The 16,055-nt window shown below is 62.1% G+C and carries 16 protein-coding genes; 11 read left to right on the forward strand and 5 right to left on the reverse strand.

Going from position 1 to position 16,055, the window contains the following annotated elements; all coding sequences use genetic code 11:
* Window positions 1-3 precede the first annotated feature (3 nt).
* Together AC30D9_RS00105 and AC30D9_RS00110 are read left to right on the forward strand one after the other, a co-directional pair.
* Window positions 4-1,452, forward strand: a complete 1,449-nt coding sequence (locus AC30D9_RS00105; protein WP_490143143.1) for an aldehyde dehydrogenase — start codon at window positions 4-6, stop codon at window positions 1,450-1,452.
* A gap of 140 nt (window positions 1,453-1,592) precedes the next feature.
* Window positions 1,593-3,470 carry a feruloyl-CoA synthase gene (locus tag AC30D9_RS00110; protein WP_490143144.1) on the forward strand — a complete coding sequence of 626 codons (1,878 nt, stop codon included), beginning with the start codon at window positions 1,593-1,595 and terminating at the stop codon, window positions 3,468-3,470.
* A gap of 183 nt (window positions 3,471-3,653) precedes the next feature.
* On the opposite strand, the gene AC30D9_RS00115 is transcribed toward AC30D9_RS00110, so the two are convergent.
* Window positions 3,654-3,971, reverse strand: coding sequence for an ElaB/YgaM/YqjD family protein (locus AC30D9_RS00115; protein ID WP_490143145.1), 318 nt, complete (start codon window positions 3,969-3,971; stop codon window positions 3,654-3,656).
* A 158-nt stretch (window positions 3,972-4,129) separates the two neighbouring features.
* Here AC30D9_RS00115 and AC30D9_RS00120 point away from each other — a divergent pair, with 158 nt between their 5' ends.
* Window positions 4,130-4,384, forward strand: coding sequence for a hypothetical protein (locus AC30D9_RS00120; protein ID WP_003181187.1), 255 nt, complete (start codon window positions 4,130-4,132; stop codon window positions 4,382-4,384).
* 3 nt (window positions 4,385-4,387) lie between these two features.
* On the opposite strand, the gene AC30D9_RS00125 is transcribed toward AC30D9_RS00120, so the two are convergent.
* A complete protein-coding gene (locus AC30D9_RS00125; RefSeq protein ID WP_116832342.1) occupies window positions 4,388-5,296 on the reverse strand; it encodes a LysR family transcriptional regulator in 909 nt (302 codons plus the stop codon).
* A gap of 86 nt (window positions 5,297-5,382) precedes the next feature.
* Between AC30D9_RS00125 and AC30D9_RS00130 the strand changes: the two genes are divergently transcribed.
* The gene (locus AC30D9_RS00130) at window positions 5,383-6,306 is read left to right on the forward strand and encodes a carbon-nitrogen hydrolase family protein (protein WP_307572391.1); all 924 of its coding nucleotides are present in this window, start codon (window positions 5,383-5,385) and stop codon (window positions 6,304-6,306) included.
* 1 nt (window position 6,307) lies between these two features.
* On the opposite strand, the gene AC30D9_RS00135 is transcribed toward AC30D9_RS00130, so the two are convergent.
* Complete coding sequence (locus tag AC30D9_RS00135; protein ID WP_134924181.1) at window positions 6,308-6,778, reverse strand: LEA/WHy family protein; 471 nt, start codon at window positions 6,776-6,778, stop codon at window positions 6,308-6,310.
* 269 nt (window positions 6,779-7,047) lie between these two features.
* Between AC30D9_RS00135 and AC30D9_RS00140 the strand changes: the two genes are divergently transcribed.
* The 4 genes from AC30D9_RS00140 to AC30D9_RS00155 all read left to right on the forward strand — a co-directional run bounded on the left by AC30D9_RS00140 (window position 7,048) and on the right by AC30D9_RS00155 (window position 10,089).
* On the forward strand, window positions 7,048-7,764 hold the full coding sequence (locus tag AC30D9_RS00140) for a helix-turn-helix transcriptional regulator (RefSeq protein ID WP_307572390.1): 717 nt from the start codon (window positions 7,048-7,050) through the stop codon (window positions 7,762-7,764).
* 51 nt (window positions 7,765-7,815) lie between these two features.
* On the forward strand, window positions 7,816-8,157 hold the full coding sequence (locus tag AC30D9_RS00145; protein ID WP_490143146.1) for a nuclear transport factor 2 family protein: 342 nt from the start codon (window positions 7,816-7,818) through the stop codon (window positions 8,155-8,157).
* A gap of 259 nt (window positions 8,158-8,416) precedes the next feature.
* On the forward strand, window positions 8,417-9,538 hold the full coding sequence (gene zapE, locus AC30D9_RS00150) for a cell division protein ZapE (RefSeq protein ID WP_307572389.1): 1,122 nt from the start codon (window positions 8,417-8,419) through the stop codon (window positions 9,536-9,538).
* 56 nt (window positions 9,539-9,594) lie between these two features.
* Window positions 9,595-10,089, forward strand: a complete 495-nt coding sequence (locus AC30D9_RS00155; RefSeq protein ID WP_307572388.1) for a GNAT family N-acetyltransferase — start codon at window positions 9,595-9,597, stop codon at window positions 10,087-10,089.
* A gap of 24 nt (window positions 10,090-10,113) precedes the next feature.
* Here the strand turns inward: AC30D9_RS00155 and AC30D9_RS00160 are convergent, their stop codons facing one another.
* Entirely contained in the window at window positions 10,114-11,853 is a 1,740-nt protein-coding gene (locus AC30D9_RS00160; RefSeq protein WP_490143147.1) for a phosphoethanolamine transferase CptA, read from the reverse strand.
* Window positions 11,854-12,242: 389 nt separating this feature from the next.
* Window positions 12,243-12,416, reverse strand: coding sequence for a DUF6026 family protein (locus tag AC30D9_RS00165; protein ID WP_164488483.1), 174 nt, complete (start codon window positions 12,414-12,416; stop codon window positions 12,243-12,245).
* Window positions 12,417-12,666: 250 nt separating this feature from the next.
* Between AC30D9_RS00165 and gnd the strand changes: the two genes are divergently transcribed.
* From gnd to AC30D9_RS00180, 3 genes are read left to right on the forward strand one after another with little or no spacing between them, the layout of a single operon-like run.
* Complete coding sequence (gene gnd, locus AC30D9_RS00170) at window positions 12,667-13,671, forward strand: phosphogluconate dehydrogenase (NAD(+)-dependent, decarboxylating) (protein ID WP_280633899.1); 1,005 nt, start codon at window positions 12,667-12,669, stop codon at window positions 13,669-13,671.
* On the forward strand, window positions 13,668-15,188 hold the full coding sequence (gene zwf, locus AC30D9_RS00175; RefSeq protein WP_307572386.1) for a glucose-6-phosphate dehydrogenase: 1,521 nt from the start codon (window positions 13,668-13,670) through the stop codon (window positions 15,186-15,188). Before gnd ends, zwf begins: the two co-directional genes overlap by 4 nt.
* The gene (locus AC30D9_RS00180) at window positions 15,185-16,006 is read left to right on the forward strand and encodes an HAD family hydrolase (RefSeq protein WP_307572385.1); all 822 of its coding nucleotides are present in this window, start codon (window positions 15,185-15,187) and stop codon (window positions 16,004-16,006) included. Before zwf ends, AC30D9_RS00180 begins: the two co-directional genes overlap by 4 nt.
* Window positions 16,007-16,055: the final 49 nt, after the last annotated feature.

A 16,055-nucleotide genomic window follows, 5' to 3' on the forward strand; every position in this document is an offset into this window, starting at 1 on the left:
ACCATGCTGGACGTGCCCCTGTTGATCGGCGGTCAGTCGTGCCCCGCCCGTGACGGCCGGACTTTCGAGCGCTGCAACCCGGTGACCGGTGAAGTGGTCTCGCGCGTGGCCGCCGCCACCCTGGAGGATGCCGACGCCGCCGTGGCTGCGGCCCAAGCCGCGTTTCCCACCTGGGCCGCCCTGGCGCCCAACGAGCGCCGCACGCGTTTGTTGCGGGCGGCCGAGCAGTTGCAGGCCCGTAGCGGTGAGTTTATCGCCGCGGCCGGTGAGACCGGCGCCATGGCCAACTGGTACGGTTTCAACGTGCACCTGGCGGCGAATATGCTCCGCGAAGCCGCGTCGATGACTACCCAGATCAATGGCGAAATCATTCCTTCCGACGTGCCTGGCAGTTTCGCCATGGCCCTGCGTCAGCCCTGTGGCGTGGTGCTGGGCATCGCCCCCTGGAACGCCCCGGTGATTCTCGCCACCCGTGCTATCGCCATGCCCCTGGCCTGCGGCAACACCGTGGTGCTCAAGGCTTCCGAGATAAGCCCGGCGGTGCACCGGCTGATCGGCCAGGTACTGCAAGACGCAGGGCTGGGTGACGGTGTGGTCAACGTGATCTGCAACGCACCCGCGGACGCGCCGGCCATTGTCGAACGATTGATCGCCAACCCGGCGGTACGCCGGGTCAATTTCACCGGCTCGACCCACGTCGGGCGCATCGTCGGCGAACTGTCGGCGCGCCATCTCAAACCTGCCTTGCTGGAACTGGGCGGCAAGGCGCCGCTGTTGGTGCTGGATGACGCCGACCTGGACGCAGCCGTGCAAGCGGCGGCCTTCGGGGCTTACTTCAACCAGGGCCAGATCTGCATGTCCACCGAGCGATTGATCGTCGATGCCCGCGTGGCGGATGAGTTCATCGCCCGGCTGACCGCCAAGATCGCCACCCTGCGCGCCGGTGATCCGGCGGCCAGTGATTCGGTGCTGGGCTCGTTGGTCGATGCCGGTGCCGGCCAGCGCATCAAGGAGCTGATCGACGATGCCCTCGCCAAAGGTGCAAGGCTGGTCAAGGGGGGGCAGTTGGAAGGCAGCATCCTGCAACCGACTTTGCTCGACGGCGTCACTGCGCAGATGCGCCTGTACCGCGAAGAGTCCTTCGGGCCGGTGGCGGTGCTACTGCGTGGTGACGGCGATGAGGAGCTGCTGCGCCTGGCCAACGATTCCGAGTTCGGCCTGTCGGCTGCCATCTTCAGTCGCGACACGAGCCGTGCGCTGGCCTTGGCCCAGCGGGTCGAGTCGGGCATCTGCCACATCAATGGGCCGACTGTGCACGACGAGGCGCAGATGCCCTTCGGTGGGGTCAAGTCCAGTGGTTACGGCAGCTTTGGCGGCAAGGCGTCCATCGAGCATTTCACCCAGTTGCGTTGGGTGACCTTGCAGAACGGCCCCCGGCATTACCCGATCTGAAATCCGCCGCATTGCGGGCGGCCGAGCCGCGAAAGCAGTCGCCCCATGCAGGCCAGAATAACAATGACAAGGCCGCAGCCTCGTGCTGCCACGCTCCGCTCGCGTTGCGACCCGAGCGTGCCTTGGTGGAGGAAATGTACGTGAGTTCCGAGTCCAGATCGTCCTCCCGACCCGAGGCCGGGCGCTATCGCCAGGTGTCGATTGGTCATCCTGCCGTCGAAGTCCGGGAAGAGCGTGGCATCTTGCACATGCGTTCCCTGGAGCCCTTGGCCCCGCTGCCGGCGCGTTTGCTCGAACGTCTGGTGCACTGGGCCGAGGTGCGCCCGCAGCAGACATTCATCGCGGCCCGTGAGGCCAACGGCGACTGGCGCCGGGTCAGCTACGCGCAGATGCTCGACAGTGTCCGGGCCATCGCCCAAAGCCTGCTCGGTTACGGTTTGTCGGCGGAAAAGCCCTTGGCGTTGCTCTCGGGCAATGACATCGAACACCTGCAAGTGGCCCTCGGCGCGATGTACGCCGGTATTCCCTATTGCCCGGTATCGCCGGCTTATTCATTGCTGTCCCAGGATTTCGCCAAGCTGCGCCACGTCTGCGATCTGTTGCAGCCGGGGTTGGTGTTTGTCAGCGAAGCCGCACCGTTCGAACGTGCGATCACTGCTGTATTGCCGGCGGACATTCCCTTGATCACGGTGCGTGGCGAGATGGCCGGCCGGTCCAGGACAAGCTTCGCCAGCCTGCTGGCGCAACCCGGCGGTGTCGAGGCCGAGCAGGCGTTCGCCGCCACTGGCCCGGACAGCATCGCCAAGTTCCTGTTTACCTCGGGCTCCACCAAATTGCCCAAGGCGGTGATCACCACCCAGCGTATGCTTTGCGCCAACCAGCAGATGCTTCTGCAAACCTTCCCGGTGTTCGGCGAAGAGCCGCCGGTGCTGGTGGACTGGTTGCCGTGGAACCACACGTTCGGCGGTAGTCACAACGTCGGCATCGTGCTGTACAACGGCGGCACGTTCTACCTGGACAACGGCAAACCCACTGCCCAAGGCTTCGCCGAAACCCTGCGCAACCTCAAGGAGATTTCGCCCACTGCCTACCTGACCGTGCCCAAGGGCTGGGAGGAACTGGTCAGCGCCCTGGAGCAGGACGGTGAGTTGCGCGAGCGCTTTTTCAAGCGCATCAGCCTGTTTTTCTTTGCGGCGGCAGGTCTGTCCCAAAGCACCTGGGACCGGCTCGACAAGGTCGCCGAGCAGCATTGCGGCGAACGGATCCGCATGATGGCGGGCCTGGGCATGACCGAGGCGTCGCCGTCCTGCACCTTCACCACCGGGCCATTGTCCATGGCCGGCTACATTGGTCTTCCGGCCCCCGGTTGCGAAGTGCGCCTGGTGCCGGTGGACGGCAAGTTCGAAGGGCGCTTTCGCGGGCCGCATATCATGCCTGGCTACTGGCGTTCGCCGCAGCAGACCCTTGAGGTGTTCGACGAGGACGGTTTCTATTGCTCGGGGGATGCGATCAAGCTAGCCGATCCCGGCAATCCGCAACTGGGACTGATGTTCGATGGGCGGATCGCCGAGGACTTCAAATTGTCTTCCGGTGTGTTCGTCAGTGTCGGGCCGCTGCGCAACCGGGCGGTGCTGGAGGGTACGCCCTACGTCCAGGACCTGGTGATCACTGCACCGGATCGCGAGTGCCTGGGCGCGCTGGTGTTTCCACGGCTTGCTGAGTGCCGACGTCTTTCAGGCCTGGGCGCGGACGCCAGCGACGCCGAGGTCCTCGCCAGCGAGCCGGTACGCCAATGGTTCGCCGACTGGTTGCAACGTCTGAACCGCGCAGCCAGCGGCAATGCCAGTCGGATGGAGTGGATTGCCTTGCTTGATGAACCAGCATCCATTGATCGGGGGGAAATCACCGACAAGGGTTCGATCAATCAGCGGGCGGTATTGCAGTGGCGAGCGGAGAAAGTCGAGGCGTTGTATCGAGGGGAGGATGCGTCGATCCTGCGGGCGGACCCTGCTGCCTGAGGCAAGGCCTTGTGAGCGTGCACACATCGCATGCCCACTCACCCCCCCTGTGGGAGCGAGCCTGCTCGCGATGGCGATATGTCAGGCGACATTAGTGCTGCTGAACTACCGCTATCGCGAGCAGGCTCGCTCCCACAGGACTAACCACTCAGAAAATCTCTTGGGCGTTCTGAGGGCTGTTGCTCAACGCCGTCCCAGCAGCAAGCCCACCACCAGCCCGAAACCGGCGGAAATCGCCACGGTCTGCCATGGGTGGCCACCGATATAGACCTCGGTGGCATCGACCATCGGACGGGTGCGTTCCCGCGCGCTGGCGACCGAATCAAGCGCTTGCTGCAGTTTCTGGGAGATCTGGCCCCGCAGGTCCTCGGCTTCTTCGCCTACCAGCGAGGCACTGGTTTTGAGCAGCTTCTCCGATTCTTCGATCAACGCCTTCAGTTCGCTGAAAGCTTGATCCTTGATTTGCTCTCCATTCGCTTGCACGGTGTTTTTACGGGCCATTGAAGTACTCCTTGCTGAGATGGCGTTGAACAATGGAGTGCTGCGCTTGTACAAAAGTTGCACGTTCGGCCTTGGCAGCGCAGCCCAACACAAATCGTGGTTAAGACGTTTCCCTGCAAGGTGTAAGATGGCGGCTATTTACGCAACAGGTAATTCCCATGAGCTTCAATCTGGCTGACAAGCCCCTGGCCGAGCGCGCCGCGCTGGAAGACGAAAAATCCCGACTCTTTGAACTGTGGCAAAACAACCTGGGCAAGGCCAAGGGCGATGCCGCCCGCCTGTTCGGCGAGCGCTCCAAGCGCAAGGGCAAGTGGGCCGAGTGGGTGCGTGCCGAACTGGACGGTATGTCGCCGCCGGAATACGCCAACATGGTGCGCAGTGAAGTCAACCGACTGATGGCTGCCAACAAATAAGCCTTAGGCAAATGTTGCCGCAATGGCCTCGCGAACCTTGAGCACTGCCGGGTCCATTTGTGTGTGGGTTCGCCATCCCAGCTCGATGGGGTAGCGGGGCAGGGCCAAGGGGCAGGGCAGCAAGGCCAGGCCGCTGAGGCCCGCGATGGCCCGGGCGGCATGGGTCGGGATGGTCGCCACGGCCTGGCTGCCCTTGAGCAGGAACGGCAACGCAGCAAAGTGAGTGGTCGAGGCGCAGACCCGCCGGCTCAGGCCAAGCCCGGCCAGCCCTTCATCGGTGATGCCGATGAATCCCCCCGAAGACACCAGCAAATGCTCACGGGCCACGAACGCTTCCAGGCTGAGGGTTTGTTGGCCCTGCGCCAGGCTCGCCGGGTCCAGGAGGCAGGCGTAATCGCCTTCGCCCAATACCTGGCGGCTGAGCAAGCGCTGCGCGAAACCACCCGCGGTGATCGCCAGGTCGAGGCTGCGCTCCATCAGGGCTCGGCCGACGATCTGGCTGTGGGTCTGACGGAAAATCAAGCGCAACCCCGGCGCACGTCGGGCCACTTCGTCGATCAGGCGGCGCCCATGGGCAATCTCGAAATCGTCCGACAGGCCGACGATGACCGAGCGGCCTTCATAATGGCTGGCACCCGGATCGACCATCGCCAGGCTCTGGCGACATTTGTCCAGGGCTTCGCTGATCACCGGTTTCAGTTGATTGGCCCGCAGCGTCGGCGCCAGGCCCCGGCCCGTGCGCACGAATAATTGATCGTCATACAAACCGCGAAGCCTGCGCAGGGCCGCGCTGATGGCCGACTGGGTCACGCCCAGGCGCAGGGCGGCGCGGCTGGCGCTGGATTCGTCATGCAGGGCTTCGAAGGTCTTGAGCAGATTGAGGTCGATGTCGGCGATATTCATGAGGCTCATATCATTTAGCAGCATTCGGGGCTTTATTCATGATCGACCGCTCCTTGAGAATCGGCAACACCTGATGATCAAGGAGTTGAAAGACCATGCCCAAATCCATTGTGGCTGCCCTGCAGATCGGTTCGTTGCCGGGTGGCAAGGACGCGACCCTGGCGCAGATCCTGTCCTACGAAAAAGCCATCCGCGAGGCCGGCGCCCGCTTGGTGGTGATGCCCGAAGCCTTGCTCGGTGGCTATCCCAAGGGCGAAGGCTTCGGCACTCAATTGGGTTACCGCCTGCCGGAAGGGCGCGAGGCGTTTGCCCGTTATTTTGCCAACGCCATCGACGTGCCCGGCGTTGAAACCGAGGCGCTGGCCGGGCTGTCGGCGCGCACCGGGGCGAGCCTGGTGCTGGGCGTCATCGAGCGGGCCGGCAGCACCCTGTACTGCACCGCGCTGTATTTCGAGCCCGATGCGGGCCTGGTGGCCAGGCACCGCAAGCTGATGCCCACTGGCACCGAGCGGCTGATCTGGGGCAAGGGCGATGGTTCGACCTTGCCGGTGATCGACAGCCAGGTCGGCCGGGTTGGCGCGGCGGTGTGCTGGGAAAACATGATGCCGCTGCTACGCACCGCGATGTACGCCAAGGGCGTGGAAGTCTGGTGTGCGCCGACGGTGGACGAGCGGGACATGTGGCAGGTGACCATGCGCCATATTGCCCACGAAGGACGTTGCTTCGTGGTCAGCGCCTGTCAGGTCCAGGCCTCGCCGCAGGCATTAGGCATCGAGGTTGCGAACTGGCCGGCCGAGCGCGCATTGATCGCTGGCGGCAGTGTGATCGTCGGCCCCATGGGCGATGTGTTGGCCGGGCCGCTGAAAGACACCGCCGGGTTGCTGACCGCCGAAATCGACACCGATGAGCTGGTACGGGCGCGCTACGACTATGACGTGGTGGGGCACTACGCCAGGCCGGATGTGTTCGAACTGGTGGTGGACGAGCGCCCCAAGCCCGGCGTGCGTTTCATCGCTTGATTCACCAGTTGGCCGCGGAACCCGGCAGGTCGAGGGTACCGCGGTCGACGAAGCGCAGGGTACCGAATACGCCACCGGCGAGCTTGCCCTTGAGCACGTAGGGCAGGTTGTCCAGGCTTTGGGTCTGGCTCAGGCCAAGGGTCTGGCGCAGCACGGAAAATGCCGAAATGCTCACCGGGACGCTCAGGATCGCCTCGGAAAAGCGTGGGATGGAACCGGACTGGTCACTGACTCCTGTCGCCAGCGTGCGGTCGTTGACCTCCAGGTCCAGCGCCACGCCGTTGTAGTCGATCGCGGTTTCGTTGGGGTTCTGCACGCGCAGTTTCACGGCGAAACGCACCTCCAGGCCCTGGTTGGGCAACGGCTCGATGCCGACCACGTTGATGTTCAACGGGTCGCGATGAGGAAAGAGGGCGCAGGCGCTCAGGCTGAGCAGCATCAGGAGAAGGGAAAAGCCGAGGATTCTGCGCATGGATAGACTCTCAAGGAATGAAAAAACGAACCCTTGTGGCGAGGGGATTTGTCCCCGTTGGACTGCGCAGCAGTCCCAAAAATCTGAATCCAACCAGTCGAGTCGGGCTAGATCATCCATTTTGGGGCCGCTTCGCGCTCCAGCGGGGATAAATCCCCTCGCCACAAAGCCAGTATGTTGCTGGGGTGACCGTGAACCAAGGCTCCTGACAGTTTCTGACACCAGCCTCTGCTAATCTGCGTCAACTTTTTCCTTACGGATTGTCCATCGTGTCGCGTACCACTCGGCTGCTCACTTTGCTGCAAGTCTTGCGGGGCAAGCGTTGCCCAGTCACAGCTGCGACATTGGCGGGCGAACTGAACGTTTCCGAGCGCACCTTGTACCGCGACATCGCCGAACTCACGGCCCTCGGCGCGCCGATCCAGGGCGAGGCGGGCGTCGGTTATGTGTTGCGCAGTGGCCTGTTCCTGCCACCGCTGATGTTCACCGCCGATGAAATCGAGGCCATTGTGCTGGGCTTGCGCTACGTCGATCAGCGCGCCGACGAGGTGCTGGGCAAGGCCGCCGCCGACGCCCTGGCGAAGGTCGCCGCGGTGCTGGCCCCCGATGTACGGGACGCCTTGCGCAACCCCACGGTACTGCCCGGCCCGCCGGGTTATGGCTACCCGCAGAACACCGTGGAGCTGAATGTCTACCGCCAGGCCATTCGCGCCCAGGCCAAGCTGCACATCGATTACGCCGACGTGAACAAGACCCCGAGCCAACGCTTGATCTGGCCCCTGGCCCTGGGCTTTTTCAATGAGGCGCGGGTCGTGGTGGCCTGGTGTGAATTGCGCGGCGCCTATCGGACCTTCCGCACCGATCGGATTGCCGCTGCCACCGAGCAGGGCGAGCGCTATCCGGGGCGGCGCAGCGATTTGCTGCGCGACTGGTTTACGCTGATGAAGCTGGACGAAACCGGGCGTTTCACTCCTGACAAAAACTGACACAGTGCTGTTCTAGCATGGGGCCAGATCGATAAAACAAGGAGCCATGCCATGTCCAATCCCGTCTCTTCCCTGGCCCCGGCCATCGCCGGCTACATTGCGGCCGCCAATGCCCGTGACAGTTCGGCAGTGACGCGTTTTTTCGCCGAGGATGCCAACGTGTTCGATGAAGGTCAGCACCGTGTGGGCGCCCAGGCCATCGCCCAATGGATGGAAGACACCGGCCGGCGTTTGCAGCCACGGGTGGAAGTCCTCAATGTGCAGCAACGCACTGGCAAGGTGCTGGTGCAGAACCTGATCTCCGGGACGTTCCCCGGCAGCCCGCTGGAGTTGCGTTATACCTTTCGGCTCGATGAGCAGGGCAAGATCAGCCGGCTGGATATCTCGGTTTAGCGTTGCACGTCCTGTAATGTGAACCCTGTTGTGGCGAGGGGATTTATCCCCGCTGGGTTGCGCGGCAACCCCAAAAGGCACTGCGGTGCATCAGGTAGACCGCGCCGGTTGGTTTGCGACTGCTGCGCAGCCGAGCGGGGATAAATCCCCTCGCCACAGAGGGGGGCACCATCTCCCCGGTCCAGACAGCTCTGCGCAGTGTTTCGTCTGTCGCCCGCCATGGCATACTCCCCACCTTCGTTTTCCGGACCCGGGCCGTATGACTTTCGACTCCCCCTTGAGTGCCTGGCAGCATGCCATCGAACACCACGGCTTCGTCCAGGACGAGGCCCAGGAATTGGCCATCATGACGCTGGAGCAATGCCACAAGGCGTTGCACGAGGGGCGCAAGTCAATCAAGGGCGTTTATCTCTGGGGCCCGGTGGGACGTGGCAAGACCTGGCTTATGGACCGTTTCTATGAAAGCCTCAAGGTGCCGGCCCGTCGTCAACACTTCCATCATTTCATGGCGTGGGTGCATCAGCGTTCGTTCCAGCTCACCGGCACGCCGGATCCTTTGCAAGCCCTGGCCCGGGAGTTGAGCCAGGAAGTGCGGGTGCTGTGCTTTGATGAGTTGTTTGTCACCGACATTGGCGACGCCATGATCCTCGGGCGCCTGTTCCAGGTGATGTTCGAGCAGGGCATGGTGGTGGTGAGCACGTCCAACCTGCCGCCGGAAGAGCTCTACGCCAATGGCCACAACCGTGAGCGATTCCTGTCGACCATCACGGCGATCAAGCAGCACATGCAGGTCGTGCCGGTGAACGGATGGCAGGATCATCGCCAGCATCCGGGCCGATTGCAGCAGCGTTATTGGTTGCGTGAACCCGGGCAGCCGGATCCGTTGGGCGAGGTCTTCGGTCAGTTGACCGTCGGCCAGGCGCTGGTCAGCGGGCCGATCGAAGTGGGGCATCGCCAGCTCCAGCCGGTCGGGGCCAGCGGCACGGTGCTTTGGAGCCGTTATCCGGATCTCTGCGAGCAGCCTTTATCGGCCGTGGATTTCATGGCCCTGTGTGACCGCTTCAACGTTATCTTGCTCAGTGACGTGCCTTGCCTGAGTGCCGAACAGCGTGAAGGGCGCATCGCCCGGGGCACGGAAGACGGCGTAGCGCGGGTCGAGGCGGGTGACCGCGAGTTGCCGCAGCTGTCGATCCACGACGACGGTGTCCGGCGGTTCATCGCCCTGGTCGACGAATGTTATGACCGCAAGGTGCCGTTGTACCTGTCGGCCGCGGTGCCGATGGATGAGTTGTACACCCAGGGCTATCTGCAATTCCCGTTTCGCCGTACCCTCAGTCGCCTCCAGGAAATGCAAATGCAACGTTTTGGTCAGCAAGGCTGACTGTATCCTGCCGGCGGCGTCGAGTCGCCGGTACTACCGAAGTGAGATGGAAGGTCATGGAAGAAGCCAAGGACATTCTTGTTCTGCAAGCCAGCTACACCAACCCGGTCCACGCCGAAGCGATCTGTCATGTGCTCAATGGCTATGCCGAGGACCCGATGGGCGGCGGTCATTCGCTGCCTCCCGAGGTGCTGCTGCACCTTCCTGAAGAGCTGGCCAAGCGCCCCCATGCCTTCAGCGTGCTGGCTTTCGTCAATGGCGAACCGGCGGGGGTGGTCAATTGTTTCGAAGGTTTTTCAACCTTCGCTTGCCGGCCGCTGGTGAATATCCACGACGTGGCGGTCATGAAGGATTTTCGCGGCCTGGGCCTGAGCCAGAAGATGCTGCAGAAGGTCGAGGACATCGCCCGTCAGCGTGGCTGCTGCAAGATCACCCTGGAAGTGCTTGAGGGTAATAGCGTGGCGCAAGGCAGCTATGCCAAGTTCGGTTTTGCCGCCGGCATGTTCGACCCGGCCCACGGCACTATGCAGTTCTGGATCAAGCCCCTGTAAAAGCGGGCATCCGGTCGGTTTCGGTTATTTCTGCACGACTTCAGCCAACGGCGCCTTGGGCTGCATCAGGCTGAAGTCGATCAGGGCCTTGCGCGGAGCTTGATAGGGGTCGCCAATCAGCAGTGGACGGGCCTTGAATTCATCGCTGACCAGGCTCTTGCTGTGGTCCAGCTCATCAAAACTCAAGCCCGCCAGGTCGGCCCAGGTGTGAATCAGGTGCGAACTGCTATAGGGCCGTGACAGGTCGCCGGCAAAGTTCCAGTCATGGCTTTCGCGCCACTTGGGCGAGGCCCAGGCCATGAAGGGGATGGTGTACATCGGCGCGGTCGGCTTGCCTTCGTTACGGCCCAGCGTGCCGTGGCCTGGCGAGTCGAATACGTCTTCACCATGGTCCGACAGGTACAACAGGAAACCGTTGGGGTCGGTCTTGGCGTAATCCTTGATCAGGCTGGACACGACGAAGTCGTTGTACAGCACCGCGTTATCGTAGCTGTTGTAGGTCGGGACCTGATCATCACGCAGGCCCGCCGGTACGCCCTGGCGGTCGGTGAACTTGTTGAATGTCGGCGGGTAGCGGTACTGATAGCTCATGTGGGTCCCGAGCAGGTGCACCACGATCAGCTTGCGCGGAGCGCTGTCGGCCAAGGCCTTGTTGAACGGTTCGATCACATCGCCATCGTATTGCGCGGCATTCTGGTTACGGTTGTTGTTCAGGTACACCTGCTCGTCGGCCTGTTGGGAAAAGGTCGTGAGCATGGTGTTGCGCTTGGTCATGGTCTGCTGGTTGGTGATCCAGAACGTCTTGTAGCCGGCCTGCTTCATCATGCTCACCAGCGATGGCGTGCTCAGGTACAGGTCCGGGTTCTGTTCGTCGGCGAACGTCAGCACCTGCTGCAACGCTTCGATGGTATAGGGGCGCGGGGTGATGACGTTGTCGAACACCGAAAGCTGGTCCTTGAGCTTGTCCAGTTCCGGCGTGGTTTCCCTCGGGTAACCGTAGAGGCTCATGCGCTGACGGTTGGTGGATTCACCGATCACCAATACCAGGGTCGCCGGCTGGCCGGCCATGGCATCCTTGAGATTGCTCAGTGGCGCGATCTTGCTGGCACTGTGCAACATGCCTTGCATGTTCTCCAACTGCTCACCGTAGCGACGGTAGGCCACCAGCATCTGCCACGGCACCGCCGGCTCGATGCGATCTTCGAACTTCTCCAGGCCACTGGCGAAGCTGCCGGTACGCTGGGTCTGCTTGATCAACGGATAGCCGACCACGGCCAAGACAATGGCGACCGCGGCGACCAGGGCCTGGCCCCGGGGCAGGTACACCGGGCGCAAGCGGGTCCAGAGCCAATAGCCGACGGCGGTGTGGGCCAGGAACGCCGCCACCATCCACCAGGCAAAATACTGGGTCAGGTACTCACCGGCTTCAGACACGTTCGATTCGAACATGATGAAGATGACGCTCTGGGAAAATTCTTGCTGATAGATGAAGAAGTAGCCCAGGCTGGCCATGGAGCAGGCCCACAGCACCACGCCGATCAATGCGGCGAGCAAGCGTGTGCGGGCGGGGAAGAGCAGCATAGGCGCCAGCCATACCGCGCTCATCACGAACGCTTGGCGAAAGCCGGTGAAGCCGGAGGTGTCGCTCAGCAGAATGAGCAGTTGGGTGATGCCCGAAAAGTACCAGAAGAACAGAAACAGCCAGCCGAGTCCGGCCCAGTCGAAACCTTTCGCAGTCGTTTTGCTGCGTTTAAACAAGCTCATCAAGCGCTCCAGCCCTTATCGACGAAGCTGCCGGCACCGGATTGGCGACCGCAGGCATTACGCCGAACAACCTATAGGGTGGGGAGTATTGCGAGGCGGTTGTGAAAAGTTCGTGAGTTTTTCGGATACAAATCGGTAACTTGGCGCGAATGCACCCAGGCGAGGGAGGTATTTGTGACGTGTATTCACCTGAGAGCAAGACCTGTGGGAGCAAGGCTGGCCCGCGATGAACGATGCCGCAAGTTCAGCCTTTCGACCGCCGGGCGGCTATCGCGGGCAAGCTTTGCTGCCGCGGATAGAGCCCTCGCCACAAGTGCGCATGGCGGGCCTACAGGCGAGTGACACCGGAATGCCCAGTGTCACTTGCTGGCGCTGTGCTTCTGGGGCGCTTACCGCGCCAGGGACTGGCTTTGGTGGGGCAGTTGTGCGTGCTGCAGCTGCATGCGCAGTTGCGTCACTTCATCGAGCAGCAGATCGCGTTCTTCCTTGAGTAGGCGCAATTCATCGCGACGAATGGTCACATAAAGGGTTTGGGGAGGACGTGCGGTAACGACAGGGCCCATTGCTCACCTCGCAAATGGCGTACATCAACTATAGAGATGTCGCCAGTATTTGGTCGACACCTCTACTATCGGCGCCGATTCTGATTTCTTTTGCTTGTGATTGGAACTTTTTTATTTTTCATGGTCGCTGTGTCTTTGGCCGGATCGTGAGCGTTATCCCTTGTGATCGCTCGAATTACCCGGAAACTATGCGGCAATGCTCTGGACTAACCTCCACTAGTCGATAGCGTTTCATTTTTGACACACCTTTATTTGTAGTAGGGAGCATCAGCACATGCAACTCGGGATTATTGGACTGGGCCGCATGGGCGGCAATATTGCGCGGCGCCTGATGCTCAATGGGCACACCACCGTCGTTTATGACCGCAATGCCGCTTTTGTCGAAAACCTGCGCCAGGAAGGCGCCACAGGCGTCGCGGACCTGCCGGCACTGGTCGCTGGCCTGGATAAGCCACGGGCGGTCTGGGTCATGCTGCCAGCCGGCGCACCCACCGAAGACACCATCAACGTCCTCAGCGAACTGCTCGAGCCGGGGGATGTGATCATTGATGGCGGTAACACGTACTACAAGGACGACATCCGTCGCGCCCAGGCCCTGTCGGAAAAAGGCCTGAGCTACATCGATGTCGGCACCTCCGGCGGTGTCTGGGGCTTGGAGCGTGGTTACTGCATGATGATTGGCGGTGATGCCGAAGTGGTGCAACGCCTGGATCCGTTGTTCGCCAGCCTGGCGCCGGGCATGGGCGACATTCCGCGCACCCGTGACCGTAAATCCGACGATGACCGCGCCGAACGCGGCTATATCCACGCAGGTCCGGCTGGCGCCGGGCATTTCGTGAAGATGATCCACAACGGCATCGAATACGGAATGATGCAGGCGTTCGCCGAGGGCTTTGACATCCTCAAGACCAAATCCAGCGAAAGCCTGCCACCGGAGCAGCGTTTCGACCTGAACCTGGCCGATATCGCCGAAGTCTGGCGTCGCGGCAGCGTGGTTTCGTCCTGGTTGCTGGATTTGACCGCCGATGCGCTGGCCAGCGATCCGAAATTGGACGGTTTTTCCGGCGAAGTCGCCGACAGTGGTGAAGGGCGCTGGACCATCGAAGCTGCCATCGAGCAAGCGGTGCCGGTCCCGGTGCTGTCCAGCTCGTTGTTCGCCCGTTTCCGTTCCCGCCAGCAAAGCACCTACGGCGACAAAATGCTCTCGGCCATGCGCTTCGGCTTTGGCGGCCACGTGGAGACGCCGAAAAAATGACCTCGATCGGCAGCAAATCCAAGGCAGAACCCGCGCCGCCGACCACGTTGTTCCTGTTCGGCGCCCATGGTGACCTGGTCAAGCGCCTGCTGATGCCGGCGCTTTACCACCTCAGTCGTGACGGTCTGCTGGGCGATGGGCTGCGGATCATTGGCGTCGACCACAACGCTATCAGCGATGTGGACTTTGCCAAGAAACTCGAGGACTTCATCCGTAACGAAGCGGCGAGCAAGGGCGGCGATGCCGACCGAGCGCTCGATCCGGTGCTGTGGGCCAAGTTGGCCCGGGGCATCAGCTACGTCCAAGGCGATTTCCTCGATGACAGTACCTACCAGGCGCTGGCGGCGAAAATCGCCGCCAGCGGCACTGGCAACGCGGTTTTCTACCTGGCGACCGCGCCGCGCTTCTTCAGTGAAGTGGTCAGCCGCCTCGGTGCGGCCGGGCTGCTTCAGGAACAGGACGATGCCTTCCGGCGGGTGGTGATCGAAAAGCCGTTCGGCTCCGACCTGCACACCGCCGAAGCGCTGAACGCCTGTCTGCTCAAGGTCATGAGCGAGAAACAGATCTATCGCATCGACCATTACCTGGGCAAGGAAACGGTGCAGAACATTCTGGTCAGCCGTTTCTCCAACAGCCTGTTCGAAGCGTTCTGGAACAACCACTACATCGACCACGTACAAATCACCGCCGCCGAAACCGTCGGCGTGGAAACCCGTGGCAGCTTTTATGAACACACCGGCGCCTTGCGGGACATGGTGCCCAATCATCTTTTCCAACTGCTGGCGATGGTGGCCATGGAGCCGCCAGCGGCCTTTGGTGCCGACGCCGTGCGTGGAGAAAAGGCCAAGGTCGTCGGGGCGATCCGGCCCTGGTCGGTGGAGCAGGCGCGTGCCAACTCCATCCGGGGCCAGTACACGGCCGGTGAAGTCGCTGGCAAGGCGGTCAAGGGCTATCGCGAGGAAACGAATGTGGCCGCCGACAGCAGCACCGAGACTTACGTCGCCCTCAAGGTCATGATCGATAACTGGCGTTGGGTCGGTGTACCGTTTTACCTGCGCACCGGCAAACGCATGAGCGTGCGCGACACGGAAATCGTCATCTGCTTCAAGCCGGCGCCTTACGCGCAGTTTCGCGACACCGAAGTCGACGAACTGCAACCTACCTACCTGAGAATCCAGATTCAGCCCAATGAAGGCATGTGGTTCGACCTGCTGGCCAAGCGGCCGGGGCCGGCACTCGACATGGCCAATATCGAATTGGGCTTCGCCTACAAGGATTTCTTCGAAATGCAACCCTCCACGGGCTACGAAACCCTGATCTACGATTGCCTGACCGGTGACCAGACCCTGTTCCAGCGCGCCGACAACATCGAAAACGGCTGGCGCGCCGTGCAGCCGTTCCTCGATGCCTGGCAGCAGGACGCAACGGTCCAGCCTTACAAGGCCGGTGAAGATGGGCCGTCGGCCGCCGATGATCTGCTGATACGCGACGGTCGCGTCTGGCACGGCCTCGGATGAGTGATCAACTGAAACACCCCATCCGCTTTTTGCTCAGTGACATGGACGGTACGCTGCTGCTGCCTGACCACAGTCTTAACCAACGCACCATCGAAGCCGTTCGTTCATTGCGTGAGGCCGGCGTGCTGTTCAGCCTCGCCACCGGGCGACCGCCCCGGGCGATGTTGCAGCAGATCGAGGCATTGGGCGTCGACTTGCCCACCGCAGCGTTCAACGGTGGCACGCTGGTTCATCCCGACGGCAGTTTCCTCGCCGTGCATTACTTGCCTGCCGAGGCGGCGCTGACCACCTTGGCGCTGTACGCCGATCAGCCTGGCATCGAGGTCTGGGTATTTGCCGATGGCGAATGGCTGGTGCGTGACGCCAACGGACCGATGGTGCCGGTGGAAACCCGTGGGCTGGGTTATCCGCCGGTGCAGGTCGACAGTTTCGAACCCTACCTGGAGCGTATCGACAAGATCGTCGCCACCAGCGCCAACACGGACCTGCTGGTGGAACTGGAGGCTAGGCTGCATCCGCTGCTCAAGGACCAGGCCCAGGTCTCACGTTCACAACCGATCTACCTGGATGTGACAGCGATGCAGGCCAACAAGGGCGAAGCGCTGGCGACCCTGGCGGCGTTCCTGGATGTGCCGCTGGAGCAGACGGCGGCCATGGGGGATGGCGGCAACGACCCGGCGATGTTTCATCGTGCCGGTTTGTCGATTGCCATGGGGCAGGCGGAGGAGGCGATCAAGCGTCAGGCGGATGTCGTGACCGCCGCCGTTGTCGATGACGGTGCGGCGCTGGCGATCGAGCGGTACATCCTGCCTCGATGATTCACGCATTTCCCTTGTGGGAGCGAGCCTGCTCGCGATAGCGGTGGTC

Source organism: Pseudomonas sp. DF11, from assembly GCF_058148565.1.

Bases quoted from the DNA above. Each gene is read 5' to 3' on its own strand.
- AC30D9_RS00105 (WP_490143143.1), top strand. From the start codon at position 4: ATGCTGGACGTGCCCCTGTTGATCGGCGGTCAGTCGTGCCCCGCCCGT.
- AC30D9_RS00115 (WP_490143145.1), bottom strand. From the start codon at position 3,971: ATGGCCCGTAAAAACACCGTGCAAGCGAATGGAGAGCAAATCAAGGAT.
- AC30D9_RS00120 (WP_003181187.1), top strand. From the start codon at position 4,130: ATGAGCTTCAATCTGGCTGACAAGCCCCTGGCCGAGCGCGCCGCGCTG.
- AC30D9_RS00125 (WP_116832342.1), bottom strand. From the start codon at position 5,296: ATGAGCCTCATGAATATCGCCGACATCGACCTCAATCTGCTCAAGACC.
- AC30D9_RS00130 (WP_307572391.1), top strand. From the start codon at position 5,383: ATGCCCAAATCCATTGTGGCTGCCCTGCAGATCGGTTCGTTGCCGGGT.
- AC30D9_RS00135 (WP_134924181.1), bottom strand. From the start codon at position 6,778: ATGCGCAGAATCCTCGGCTTTTCCCTTCTCCTGATGCTGCTCAGCCTG.
- AC30D9_RS00145 (WP_490143146.1), top strand. From the start codon at position 7,816: ATGTCCAATCCCGTCTCTTCCCTGGCCCCGGCCATCGCCGGCTACATT.
- zapE (WP_307572389.1), top strand. From the start codon at position 8,417: ATGACTTTCGACTCCCCCTTGAGTGCCTGGCAGCATGCCATCGAACAC.
- AC30D9_RS00155 (WP_307572388.1), top strand. From the start codon at position 9,595: ATGGAAGAAGCCAAGGACATTCTTGTTCTGCAAGCCAGCTACACCAAC.
- AC30D9_RS00160 (WP_490143147.1), bottom strand. From the start codon at position 11,853: ATGAGCTTGTTTAAACGCAGCAAAACGACTGCGAAAGGTTTCGACTGG.
- AC30D9_RS00165 (WP_164488483.1), bottom strand. From the start codon at position 12,416: ATGGGCCCTGTCGTTACCGCACGTCCTCCCCAAACCCTTTATGTGACC.
- zwf (WP_307572386.1), top strand. From the start codon at position 13,668: ATGACCTCGATCGGCAGCAAATCCAAGGCAGAACCCGCGCCGCCGACC.
- AC30D9_RS00180 (WP_307572385.1), top strand. From the start codon at position 15,185: ATGAGTGATCAACTGAAACACCCCATCCGCTTTTTGCTCAGTGACATG.